Origin of the sequence: Ureibacillus sp. FSL K6-3587, assembly GCF_038593165.1 — a bacterium.
Classification (GTDB): domain Bacteria; phylum Bacillota; class Bacilli; order Bacillales_A; family Planococcaceae; genus Ureibacillus; species Ureibacillus suwonensis.
The window spans coordinates 2,376,107-2,388,362 of sequence record NZ_CP151969.1; the positions used below are offsets into that span (position 1 = coordinate 2,376,107).

Below are 12,256 nucleotides of genomic sequence, written 5' to 3' on the forward strand. Positions count from 1 at the left end.
ACAGACGAAAAGTTTGTGCTGCTGATTTATTTATTGTCTATTTTGTTGATTCCGTTGGTTATTTGGCAGGTTGATTTGCGGATGATTTCCGTTATTTTCATCATCATTTTCATTTCCGTTATCAATCGGCATTTGATCATGATTTTCCGTTTCATCATCCACAGGATTTTCCTCTACAGTCCCATCTGTTTGAACCATCGATACGGAGGATTCCAATCCGGTAATATCGACAGCCGCGACGCCGAATTGGCCATTGCCGACAGCAATGCTCCGGTTTTCTCCGCTTCTAACTGAAGCAATCAGTTTTCTGCTTCCGCCTGTCAGGTCGTAAACCCGGTATCCGATCACATCATTGGAAGCGGAAGGGGACCAGGACAATACATTGCCATTGATTGTCACACTGACCGGCTGAGGAGCGGCTTGGTCAGGGGTAAATGTTTTCGTATTCGTTACTTTCAAAATTGACTCTCCTAAAAGTTTGTCCGGATTTCCTCCCAAGCGGCCAAGCATTTTGGATATAAAATCCTGGTTCAACGAAATGCCGCTTGCAGGATAAGTGAATTCTTGCGGTGTTGAATCCAATGCCAGATAGGTTTCGCCATTAATATTGACGGTTCTTGTTTCAGATGACACGAAACTGTTATCGATAGCAGACGGGACAAATCTTCGAATGAACAGGTCGCTGCGGACGAGTCCCGCATCGCTGCATGCCTTGGAAGGCGCCATCCCTGAAATGCCGCAGAATGATGCGTAAACGACATCTTTCGGTTTTTGGAACCGCTCTTTTGAAGCGATCAGATCCGGCTTCGCATCGTAAGCGGCATTCATCAAAGTCGCCCATAGCAAATTGATACGGACACTTGGTTGGAAATAAACATTATTAAATTGATAGAGCGTTCTGTGTTTATCGTAACCTAACCATACTCCCAACGAGATGTTCGGATTGTAGCCGACGAGCCATACGTCCCGGTATTTCTCGGATGTCCCGGTTTTTCCGGCGAAGTCCGATGAGAATTTTAATGAGGAGCGGGCTTTGGCTCCAGTACCGTATGCAAACACATCTCTCATCATATCCGTGATGATATAGGATGTTTCCGGAGAATACACTTGAACCGGCTCTGCTGCGTGTTGGTAGATGACATTGCCATCGACATCTTCAATTTTTTCAATCATATAAGCGTCAATAAATTTTCCGCCATTGGCAAAAGTGGCGTAAGCGTTCGTGTTTTCTTCCACGGTTGTACCGACATCGATCGCGCCTATTGCGGCCGCAAGGTTTTCAAAGTCGCCTTTTGTTAATTTCGAGAATCCCATTTTCGCCAAAAGTTCAGCCGGTCTTCTGTCAATGATTTGATCGTATAAGCGAATCGCTGTCAAGTTTTGGGAGTAAGCCAATGCTTCACGGGCCGGGATGATGCCCCGTTCTTCGTTAGGGATATAGTTTTTCGGCTTCCAACCTCTGTAATTAAATTTCACATCCACAACCGGGCTTCCTGCGCCGATTAATCCATACTCAATGGCAGGGCCATAAACGAGCAGCGGTTTCATCGTGGAACCGTTGGAACGGTAGGCTTGTGTCGCATGGTTCAACTCTGTTATTTCAAAGTCTCTGCCGCCAACAAAACTTAAAATCCTTCCCGTTTTATTTTCAATCAATATACTTCCCACTTGTACCGGATCCGGAACTTCCATTTCTTGATTTGTCTCCGGATCAATCACTTTTTTCGTAAACGTGTGTCCATAATATTTGAATTCTTTTGCCGCATTGTTCATTGCATCATACAAATTTTTATCGATTGTTGTATAAATGCGGTAGCCGCCGGAACGGATATCGCGGTCGGCAAGGATGATATATTTTTCATACAGGTTTTCTTCTTCGTCAAGTCGCTTAGGATCAATCCCGTCTTTTTCCGCCAAAATTCTTGCCATGATTTCTTTGGCCCGCCGCTCGATTTCGAAAGTCAAGTACGGATATTTGATCGTTGTGGATTCCGGTTCTTTGAAATCTTTTGTGATGTCGTATTCAAGGGCTTCTTCATATTCCGCTTCCGTAATATAGCCCGCTTGTTTCATCCGGTATAAAACGGTTTTCATCCGTTCGATTCCAGGCTGCAATCCTTCTTCACTTTTTAGCTGCCCCTTTTGAGTGAAAGGGGTATAAGAAAATGGCGCCTGGGGAATTCCTGCTATGTATGCAGCTTGCGGTAAATTTAATTCACTCGCACTGACCCCAAAAATTCCTTTAGCGGCCGTTTCCACTCCGGCAATATTACGGCCTGAAGAATTTCTTCCATAAGGGATGATGTTCAAATAAGCTTCCAAGATTTCATCCTTTGTCATAAAATGCTCGAGACGCAATGCAAGCAGCAATTCTCTCGCTTTCCGTTCATAGGATACTTCATTTGTCAATATTTGGTTTTTTATGAGCTGTTGCGTCAAAGTCGAACCGCCCGTTTGAGTGGATGAATTGGTGAAATCCTGGATCAATCCGCGGAGCACCGCTTTAGGAACAATCCCGTTATGATCGTAAAAATATTCGTCTTCCGTTGCAAGCACCGCTTTGATCAAAATGGGTGATACTTGATCAAGGGTTGTTTTTTCCCGTTCCAAATCGGTTCGGATTTTGCCTATGTAAACATTTCCCGCAAAATACATTTCGCTCGTTTCTTCATAGTTGTAGATCTGCTTCCTCATTTCCCCTTTTGTATAAAGAGGCTCGTCCTTCACCAAGGAAGCAAAATAACCTAATCCGATCGAAAAAACAAACACGGAGCCAATCAGAAAAATAATGAAAAAGACAAGTCCGAGATTCCAAATGACACCAAGGGTGATGCGCAATTTGCTTGTATTGTTTGATGTGGCGATTGTTTCGATTTTCTCATTAATGTATATTATTTTTTTTAATAACTGTTGAAACTTCTCTCTCACACACGTCCCCCCTAAAATCTTGTTTATTATAGCACAATTCCATATACTCAGAATATAGTTGTTGACAAAGAAAATTTAACGGGTATAATAATTCATGAAGCTTAACATGAATATATCTTTATGGTTTTCAAGCGTCGAAGAGATTGCAGTAGTGTTTTCATTCCCTGTTTTAGAGAGCTGGCGGTTGGTGCAAGCCAGTCATAATGAAAACATGAATTACGTTCTCGGAGCTTGGACGTTTTCCGCGATAAGGAACAACGAGTGGGAGATTTTCTCCAAGCCGGGTGGTACCACGTGATGAGCGTCCCTGCATGCATTGGTTGCATGCAGTTTTTTTATTGTGTTTTGCAATAGGTCTCTATCCACTATTTATCCCATTATTTTTGAATAATTACAATAAGCAGGAGGAATCAATTATGGCAAATGCTTTACTGGAAGATTTAAAGTGGCGCGGATTGATTTATCAGCAAACAGATGAAGAAGGATTGGAAAAGCTGCTAAATGAAGAAAAGATTTCATTGTATGTAGGGGTGGACCCAACAGCCGATTCCATGCATATCGGCCACATTGTGCCATTGCTGACATTGCGCAGATTCCAACAGGCGGGCCACAGACCGGTGCTGCTTGTCGGCGGGGCTACAGGAATGATCGGGGATCCATCCGGAAGATCCACAGAACGCAATTTGCTTTCGAAAGAACAGATTGAGAAAAATGTGGCCGGACTTAAAAAACAAATGGAGCGCATCTTTGAATTCGGAGATAAAGAAAACAGCGCGATTTTGGTCAACAACTATGACTGGATCAGCCAAATGAATGTCATTGACTTTTTGAGGGATTACGGGAAATTGATCAATATCAATTACATGTTGGCGAAGGATACAATCGCTTCCCGTCTCGAAACAGGAATTTCATTCACGGAATTCTCCTATACGTTATTGCAAGGCATCGACTTTAACCATTTATACGATCATTATGGTGTCCGTTTGCAAGTGGGCGGTTCCGACCAATGGGGCAACATTACGACTGGTCTTGAAATCATCCGGAAAACCCACGATGAAGAAGCGAAAGCCTATGGCATCACAATGCCGCTGATTACAAAAGCGGATGGTACGAAATTCGGAAAAACGGCAAGCGGCGCCGTATGGTTGGATCCTGAAAAAACAAGTCCATATGAGTTCTATCAATTCTGGATCAACACTGCCGATGCCGATGTGGTGAAATATCTGAAAATCTTTACGTTCTTGTGCAAAGAGGAAATTGAAGAACTTGCGTTGTCCGTGGAGAACGAGCCGCATTTACGCAAAGCGCAAAAAGTGTTGGCTGAAGAGATGACAAGACTCATTCACGGAGAAGAAGCCCTTGAAACGGCAAAACGCATTACAGAGGCTTTATTCTCCGGGGATTTAAAATCTTTGTCCGCCAGCGAAATGCGCGATGCCTTCAAAGATGTGCCGACTGCGGAAATGGCGAAGGAAGACAAAAATATTGTCGATGTATTGGTGGAAGCAAAAATCTCTCCATCCAAACGCCAGGCGAGGGAAGACGTTACAAATGGAGCCATCTCCATCAATGGGGATAAAGTGACGGATTTGAATTATGTTGTGAGCGGCAAAGACCGTTTGGACGATGAATTTACGATCATCCGCCGCGGGAAAAAGAAATATCATATGGTGAAATTTATTGGATAAATAAGAAGGTAGGAGTGAATGGGTTAAATTTCCATTCACTCTTTTTAATTAGTATCGGGAGCAGGGAAATCCGCTTCATTTAGTGCGTTTGTTATCCTGTTTGGTGCGGATGCAGCTTTATTTAGTGCGTTTGTTATCCTGTTTGGTGCGGATGCAGCTTCATTTAGTGCGTTTGTTATCCTGTTTGGTGCGGATGCAGCTTCATTTAGTGCGTTTGTTATCCTGTTTGGTGCGGATGCAGCTTCATTTAGTGCGTTTGTTATCCTGTTTGGTGCGGATGCAGCTTTATTTAGTGCATTTGCCACTCCGTTTGGTGCGGATGCAGCTTCATTTAGTGCGTTTGTTATCCTGTTTGGTGCGGATGCAGCTTTATTTAGTGCATTTGCCACTCCGTTTGGTGCGGATGCCACTTTATTTAGTGCATTTGCTAATCCATTTAGTGCGGATACAACCAGAATTAGTGCGTTTACCCAAAAATTTAAAACGATAAAAAAACCCTGGAACTTGTAGCAAGTCCCAGGGTTCTTTTGATAAAGCCGCTAAAATTAACGTGAGTAGAACTCAACGATAAGCGCTTCGTTGATTTCAGCCGGCAATTCGGAACGTTCTGGATAACGAACGTAAGTACCTTCTTTTTTCTCTGGATCGAAAGAAAGGTATTCTGGTACGAAGTTGTTTACTTCAATCGCTTCGTTCACGATTTGTAAGTTTTTAGATTTTTCACGAAGAGAAATCACTTGACCAGGTTTTACAGTGTAAGATGGAATATCAACACGTTGACCATCCACTGTCACGTGGCCATGGTTTACTAATTGACGAGCTGCACGGCGAGTACGGGCAAGACCTAGACGATATACTAGGTTGTCCAAGCGAGATTCAAGAAGGATCATGAAGTTTTCACCATGAACCCCTTTCATTTTACCCGCTTTTACGAACAAGTTTTTGAATTGGCGTTCGTTTAAGCCGTACATATGGCGAAGTTTTTGTTTTTCTTGAAGTTGTAGACCATATTCAGTCAATTTTTTGCGTTGAGTTGGTCCATGTTGACCTGGTGCGTAAGGACGTCTTGCTAATTCCTTACCAGTGCCGCTTAGTGAAATACCAAGACGACGGGAAATTTTCCATGTTGGTCCTGTATAACGAGACATTGTGTCTCCTCCTTTTGGTTTTTTTGTTGTAAAACAAAAACCAGTTGTACCCGAGCTTATGTGTATTTTATTTTCATGTATTTTCGCCCTAGCAGCCTTTAGGGTTACTCATACACCATCCAACAATCCAATGATTATTGGAGGAATAAAATACAGCCACAAGTTTATACAACTGCTGCTTTTATTTTACACGATGTCCATTGTATATGGTTTTTCTAGTGCCGTCAAGAGAAAAACATTAACAATGATGCGGTATTTCGCACTTTTATTTGGCTAAATTTTGTATCAGTAAATCTGGGTTTACCCGCTTGAAAATTGGTTGGCCGGGAAAGCGGAAAGAAATACTACGAGACTTTCATTAAATGTATCGGATTAACGTTTGGACAAATTTTTCCAATCCAAGTCGATCTTCCTGTTTGAAACGGTTTTTCAATGGGCTGTCAATATCAAGGACGCCAATAATTTCCCCATTTTTCACCAGTGGGATGACGATTTCTGAATTGCTGCGGGCATCGCAGGCGATGTGTCCAGGGAATTGGTGGACGTCATCGACCACGATGGTTTCCCCTTTTTCTACCGCGGTGCCGCAGACGCCAAGGCCCACCGGAATTCGCACACAGGCCGGCAATCCCTGGAATGGCCCAAGGACGAGTTCCCCGTTTTTCATTAAATAAAACCCGACCCAATTGATATCGGTTAAAAATTGGTTTAACAATGCACTGGCATTGCTTAAATTGGCGATCAAATCTTCTTCCCCTTCAAGCAGTGCCGCCAGCTGTTTGGACAACAGATTATATTGTTCTTCTAAAGTGCCTTTATATTCGATTCTCGTAAACATAAACGCCTCGCCTCCTGTTTATAGAAAAATTTTTTCATAATGTTGATGCAAATCATTGACACAATGGGCATCCGAACCGAACACAAGGGGAATTTCAATGGATTTTGCATATTCGATCATTGGAAATGGAGGGTACGGTTCCAAACAGAATTTTTTGCTCAACCCGGCACTATTGACATCCAATTCATAACCATATTCCTTCATTTTATTTAATATGGCAATGATCCGGCTTTCATCATCAATGGATTGCTTATGGAAATGCTGGAATTTATGGATGAGCGTTGGATGCCCGATTCTGCGCGGTTTGTATTGCCCGAGATCGGCTTCCATTGATTGGAGTACCGTATCATAATACAAGTCATAAACGGCTTGGACACTTCCCGCTTTTTCCGCAAATTTCATGAACTCCGTTTCTGAATAATCGATGCACACATATTCCTCATTCAATTTCAAAAAATGGACGGACAGGATCGCATCATCAAGATAAGGCCCAACCGTATTGAGGAACATTTTGGTTTCTTCTTCATAACCGACGATATAATCCACTTCCAAACCGATGTGAATGTTGATATCGTTTTTATAACGCCCCTTTAATTCAGACAAAGTTTCTATGTATGGGGATAATAATTCCGGTTTCATTCCACTGTCTTTTTCGGGAGTCGGGTCAATAAAATTTTCGGGCAACGGTGCATGTTCAGTGAATGTGATATCGGTGAATCGGTGTTGAATTGCTTTTTCAATATATTTTTCCAATGGGTCTTTTGTACCGTGAGGACAAAAGGGCGTATGGATATGGCCGTCTTTTTTCATTTTTTCAACCCCTTATCAAGAAGAAATGAATAACTTTTATTAAATACTTTATTTTTTCAAACAAAAGTTCAAAAACATGGTATATTATATAACATATAGCCAATTTGCGTGAGTGTGGAATAGGAGGCTTACGATGAAGTATATCATCTTTATCATCATCGTACTATTAGCGTTATTAATAGTCGGGCTTGTCATACGGAAAAAACATACTGCCGAGATCGAGCGGCTGGAAAAAAAGAAATTGCAAATTCAACATTATCCTATTTTTGAAGAGTTGACAAAAATAAAAAATTTAAATATGAACGGTCAGACGGAAGAATTATTTGAACGTTGGCGCAACAAGTGGACGGAAGTGGTGGACGTCGACATCATCAAAATTGATTCCATGCTGTTTGATGCGGAAGAATACATAGATCGGTTTAAATTCAAAAAAGCGTCGGTGGTTGAAAAAGACATCGAGGATTATTTAAATCGATGCGATCAAATCAAAAACGAAATTTTATCCGAATTGGACGAATTAATCGGCAGTGAAGAAAAGAACCGCATTGAAATGGAGCAATTGAAAGAACAATACCGTTCCGCCCGCAAGACTCTGCTTGCGCATCAATATTCTTTTGGTCCAGCATTGGCCAATTTAGAAAAAATGCTCGAAGAATTTCCTCAGAAATTTGAAGAATATGATAAGCTGACCGGAGAAGGAAATTATTTGAATGCCAGGGAGACGGTTCTTTACCTGAGTGAAAAGTCGAAGAAAATGAATGAGTTGATCAATGAAATTCCGGCACTGTTAACAGAGATTCAAACAAAAATCCCTGCTTCCATCCATGAGTTGAGAACCGGTCAACGGGAAATGGAAGAACAGTCCTATTACTTGCAGCATCTGGAATTAACTGAACACCTGGATCAAATTGAAGAAGAATTGAAGAAACTGGAAGAAGAATTGGCGAATTTGAACGTTACACATGTGGCGGAAAGAATCCAGGAAATCAATGATGAGATCGACAACTTCTATGATTTGCTTGAAAAAGAAGTATACGCTAAAGATTATGTGGACAAGAATTGTGACCTTGCATACAAAACATTGAACGAAGTATTGAAAGCAACAAGGGAAGTAAGTACGGAAGCGGAATATGTCCAAAACAGTTACCGTCTGCCAAAGGAAGAAGCGGAGATTCCGAAAATCGGCCTAAAACAGCTTGAAGTGATCCAAAAGCGGTTTGAAGTGCTTCTTTCCCGTGTGAGGGAAGAAAAGTCCGCATACTCCAGCCTGCAGGAAGAATTGATGGAAATCAGCAATGAAATTGAACGGATTCAGGAAGTGCAAGAAGAGTTTTCAAACCGGTTGAAGAATTTGCGCATTGATGAAAATAAAGCCCGAACAAAATTGAATTCATTGAAAAAAATGTTGCAGGAAACCGATCGGATGTTGCACAAGGCAAACATCCCCGGCATCCCGGAGGAAATGGATGCGCGTCTGGAAGAAGCGGAAGAGCAATTATTTGTTGTCATGCAAAGCCTCCAAGAAGTTCCATTAAATATGAATTTAGTCAACAGCAATTTGGATAAAGCGGAAAAATGTATCCAAAATGTGCAAAAACAAGCAAAAGAAATGATTGAAAACGTGATGTTGATTGAACGGATTATCCAGTACGGCAATCGTTACCGTTCCAATCCAAACGTTCATGAGTTATTGCTTCAGGCGGAAGAAGCGTTCCACAATTTCCGTTATATCAAAGCGTTGGAATTGGCGGCGGAAGCCGTGGAGCTTGCAGAACCGGGAGCGATTAAGCGCATCGAAGAACTTGTGCAAGAAGAAGTATTCGAAAAAACGAAACAATAATTTATGCAGAGATGCTGATTTAAGGGTATAATAGTATCAAAATGTTGTATCGTGGGAGATACCATTTTGCTATTAACTTTCGTTTTCAAGTACCTATTGTTCTTTTATTTTTCAATAGTCAGTATTAAAATGGTTGGTTGTCCGGAAAGTATTCGCTTTCTGTACAACCTTTTCTTTTGAAAATCCCGTATATAGAAGGTTGGTAATGATGATTTATTTTGATAACAGTGCAACAACACAACCCTACGAAGAAGTGTTACAAACATTTGTTGAAGTAAACAAAAACTATTATGCCAATCCGGCTTCCATCCATGCCTTTGGTGTGGAAGTCAATGAACTGTTGGAAGCGGCAAGAAACCAAATCGCAACTATTTTAAAAACAAAGCCCGAACATATTTTATTCACTTCCGGTGGTACAGAATCAAACAACTTTGCCATTTTTGGTGTCGCAAAGGCCAACAAGCATATCGGAAAACATATCATTACAACGGAAATTGAACATGCCTCCGTGCTTGAAGCCTATAAATCACTGGAAAATGAAGGGTATGAAGTGGATTATTTGTCGGTCGACAAACATGGGGTCATTTCCTTGGATGAATTGCGGGAAAAGCTCCGCAAAGATACGATGCTTGTGACGATGATGCATGTCAACAATGAGATGGGAGCCATTCAGCCGATTGAAGAAGCGGCAAAAATCATTCAACAACATTCCCGCGCCATCTTTCATGTGGATGCAGTGCAAAGTTTTGGAAAATTGAATGTCCAGTTCAATGGAGACGCCGGACCGGACATCATTACGGTTTCCGGCCATAAGATTCATGGTCTGAAAGGTACCGGGTTCATTGCGTTCAAGAGAAAATTGAATATCGCCCCTTTGATTGTCGGCGGTGGACAAGAATTTGGTTTGAGAAGCGGAACGGTGGCTGTCCCACAGGCAGTCGCATTGGCAAAAGCTTGCCGTATTGCCGTGGAACGTTTGCAAGAACATCAGGCGAAATTTACAAAATGGCGTGATGAACTCATTGATTATTTCACGACTTTCGGCAATCATATCTATATACTTTCCTCAAAAGAAGGCGCTCCTCATATTGTGTCCTTTAGCGTGAAGGATCTGAAGGGCGAAGTCATCATTAATGCGTTGCAAAAACGGGGAGTGATTGTTTCCACATCCAGCGCATGTTCGTCAAGACAAAAGAAAACAAGCCATGTGGTGGAAGCGTTAAAAGTGGATCCGCATTTTAAAGAAGGTGTCATTCGCATCAGTTTCGGAGCAAAAAATACGGATGAAGAAATCGAACAGTTTAAAGCCATTTTCAAAGAAGTTATGAAAGAACTAAAAGGAGTATAATACTATGCTTTGGAAAGAAATATTGATCAGATATGGTGAATTGACGACGAAGGGACGGAATCGGAAAGATTTTATCCAGCAATTGAAATATAACATCAAATACATCTCTTCCGATATCGGGCGCCTAATAATCCGGGCTGAACGGGACCGGATGTATATTGAACTGGATAATGAAGAGCAATTTGAAAAATTGATGGAAAAATTGCCACGGGTATTTGGAATTTCATCATTCAGCCCGGTTGCCATGTGCGAAAAAGAGATGGGCAGCATCCAACAACTTGCCCAAACAATCATGGACCGTTATAAAGATCGGGAAATCACTTTTAAAGTGGAAGTGCACCGTTCAGATAAATCTTTCCCTTATCAAACATATGATATACAGAAAGCGGTCGGGGGATATTTATTAAAAAACAATCCGAATTTATCGGTCAATGTTAAAAATCCGGATGTGGAACTTCGGGTTGAAATCCGAAAAGAAGCCGCTTATTTGATGTCCGAAGTGATTCATGGGGCGGGCGGAATGCCGGTGGGATCCAACGGAAAATCCCTATTGCTGCTTTCCGGCGGAATCGACAGCCCGGTGGCAGGTTATTTAATGATGAAACGCGGCGTAAGAATCGATGCGATTCACTTTTTCAGCCCGCCATATACAAGTGAACAATCGCTGCAGAAGGTAAAAGATTTGGCCAATGAATTGACGAAATTCGGTTCTTCCATCCATCTGCATGTCATTCCGTTTACAGAATTGCAAGTATTAATCAAAGATACAGTGCCTGCGGAAATGCTCATGACGACAACGCGCAGAATGATGATGAAAATTGCGGACCGGGTGCGTGAAGAAATTGGTGCGCTTGGACTGGTCACTGGCGAAAGTTTGGGACAAGTGGCAAGCCAGACGCTGGAAAGTTTGACGGCCATCAATGCGGTAACGAATACGCCGATTTTGCGTCCGTTGATTTCTTTCGACAAGCTTGAAATCATTGACATCGCTCAGCAAATCGGCACGTACGAAATATCCATCAAGCCGTATGAAGACTGCTGCACGGTCTTTACGCCAGCCAATCCGAAAACAAGACCAAAATTGGAGCGCGTCACTCATTTTGAATCCCAGGTGGACTTTGAAGAATATATTGAACGGGCTGTGAAGAATAGAGAAGTCTATATCTTCCCTGAAAAGCGTGTGAAAGAAAATAAATTTAAACATCTACTATAATCTCATTCTCTCCTTCAACCGGTAATAGTAGTACAATTTACCTCTCACCTTTTGTGTATTAAAAAATCATTCCGGCACATTCTAAATGCACAAGGAGGTGAGAGAGATGGCTACAAACAACTCTGGAGGCAGAAACAAATTATTAGTTCCTGGTGCAAACGCAGCTTTAGATCAAATGAAATATGAAATTGCACAAGAGTTTGGTGTTCAACTCGGACCTGAAGCTTCCGCTCGTGCGAACGGATCAGTCGGAGGAGAAATCACTAAACGTCTAGTGCAAATGGCTGAGTCACAATTACGTGGCACTCAACAATAAGTAATAGAGGGCTAGTAGCATAATGCTACTGGCCTTTTTTTATTATTCGTTTGTTTTTACTATTTTTATCTATTAAACAAAAGATTTGGCTCTATAATATTTGGTGTTGGTGAGTATAAACCAGCAC

10 protein-coding genes are annotated in these 12,256 nt (G+C 41.8%); 5 read left to right on the plus strand and 5 right to left on the minus strand.

Annotation, left to right across the window (positions count from 1 at the left end; all coding sequences use genetic code 11):
* Positions 1-30: 30 nt before the first annotated feature.
* Positions 31-2,928: a transglycosylase domain-containing protein gene (locus NSS77_RS11850; RefSeq protein WP_342468911.1), complete on the minus strand. Its 2,898-nt coding sequence runs from the start codon at positions 2,926-2,928 to the stop codon at positions 31-33.
* Between the two features lie 416 nt (positions 2,929-3,344).
* Between NSS77_RS11850 and tyrS the strand changes: the two genes are divergently transcribed.
* Positions 3,345-4,616, plus strand: a complete 1,272-nt coding sequence (tyrS, locus tag NSS77_RS11855) for a tyrosine--tRNA ligase (RefSeq protein WP_342468912.1) — start codon at positions 3,345-3,347, stop codon at positions 4,614-4,616.
* A gap of 44 nt (positions 4,617-4,660) precedes the next feature.
* Here tyrS and NSS77_RS11860 read toward each other — a convergent pair whose 3' ends face one another.
* The 4 genes from NSS77_RS11860 to hisJ form a co-directional block, all read right to left on the minus strand.
* Positions 4,661-5,026 carry a hypothetical protein gene (locus tag NSS77_RS11860; protein ID WP_342468913.1) on the minus strand — a complete coding sequence of 122 codons (366 nt, stop codon included), beginning with the start codon at positions 5,024-5,026 and terminating at the stop codon, positions 4,661-4,663.
* A gap of 135 nt (positions 5,027-5,161) precedes the next feature.
* Entirely contained in the window at positions 5,162-5,764 is a 603-nt protein-coding gene (rpsD, locus tag NSS77_RS11865) for a 30S ribosomal protein S4 (protein WP_342468914.1), read from the minus strand.
* Between the two features lie 358 nt (positions 5,765-6,122).
* Positions 6,123-6,602 (minus strand): GAF domain-containing protein, encoded by a 480-nt coding sequence (locus tag NSS77_RS11870; protein WP_342468915.1) that lies wholly within the window; start codon positions 6,600-6,602, stop codon positions 6,123-6,125.
* Between the two features lie 18 nt (positions 6,603-6,620).
* Positions 6,621-7,412 carry a histidinol-phosphatase HisJ gene (hisJ, locus tag NSS77_RS11875; protein WP_342468916.1) on the minus strand — a complete coding sequence of 264 codons (792 nt, stop codon included), beginning with the start codon at positions 7,410-7,412 and terminating at the stop codon, positions 6,621-6,623.
* Between the two features lie 133 nt (positions 7,413-7,545).
* On the opposite strand from hisJ, the gene ezrA reads away from it, so the two are divergent.
* The 4 genes from ezrA (at position 7,546) to NSS77_RS11895 (ending at position 12,129) form a co-directional block, all read left to right on the plus strand.
* Positions 7,546-9,252 (plus strand): septation ring formation regulator EzrA, encoded by a 1,707-nt coding sequence (ezrA, locus tag NSS77_RS11880; RefSeq protein ID WP_342468917.1) that lies wholly within the window; start codon positions 7,546-7,548, stop codon positions 9,250-9,252.
* A gap of 208 nt (positions 9,253-9,460) precedes the next feature.
* The gene (locus NSS77_RS11885) at positions 9,461-10,600 is read left to right on the plus strand and encodes a cysteine desulfurase family protein (RefSeq protein WP_342471270.1); all 1,140 of its coding nucleotides are present in this window, start codon (positions 9,461-9,463) and stop codon (positions 10,598-10,600) included.
* A gap of 4 nt (positions 10,601-10,604) precedes the next feature.
* Positions 10,605-11,813: a tRNA uracil 4-sulfurtransferase ThiI gene (gene thiI, locus NSS77_RS11890; RefSeq protein WP_342468918.1), complete on the plus strand. Its 1,209-nt coding sequence runs from the start codon at positions 10,605-10,607 to the stop codon at positions 11,811-11,813.
* A 106-nt stretch (positions 11,814-11,919) separates the two neighbouring features.
* Complete coding sequence (locus tag NSS77_RS11895) at positions 11,920-12,129, plus strand: alpha/beta-type small acid-soluble spore protein (protein ID WP_342468919.1); 210 nt, start codon at positions 11,920-11,922, stop codon at positions 12,127-12,129.
* Positions 12,130-12,256: the final 127 nt, after the last annotated feature.

Excerpts from the sequence above, each read along its gene's own strand:
- NSS77_RS11895 (WP_342468919.1), top strand. The coding sequence starts at position 11,920 with ATGGCTACAAACAACTCTGGAGGCAGAAACAAATTATTAGTTCCTGGT.
- rpsD (WP_342468914.1), bottom strand. The coding sequence starts at position 5,764 with ATGTCTCGTTATACAGGACCAACATGGAAAATTTCCCGTCGTCTTGGT.
- tyrS (WP_342468912.1), top strand. The coding sequence starts at position 3,345 with ATGGCAAATGCTTTACTGGAAGATTTAAAGTGGCGCGGATTGATTTAT.
- hisJ (WP_342468916.1), bottom strand. The coding sequence starts at position 7,412 with ATGAAAAAAGACGGCCATATCCATACGCCCTTTTGTCCTCACGGTACA.
- NSS77_RS11870 (WP_342468915.1), bottom strand. The coding sequence starts at position 6,602 with ATGTTTACGAGAATCGAATATAAAGGCACTTTAGAAGAACAATATAAT.
- ezrA (WP_342468917.1), top strand. The coding sequence starts at position 7,546 with ATGAAGTATATCATCTTTATCATCATCGTACTATTAGCGTTATTAATA.
- thiI (WP_342468918.1), top strand. The coding sequence starts at position 10,605 with ATGCTTTGGAAAGAAATATTGATCAGATATGGTGAATTGACGACGAAG.
- NSS77_RS11885 (WP_342471270.1), top strand. The coding sequence starts at position 9,461 with ATGATTTATTTTGATAACAGTGCAACAACACAACCCTACGAAGAAGTG.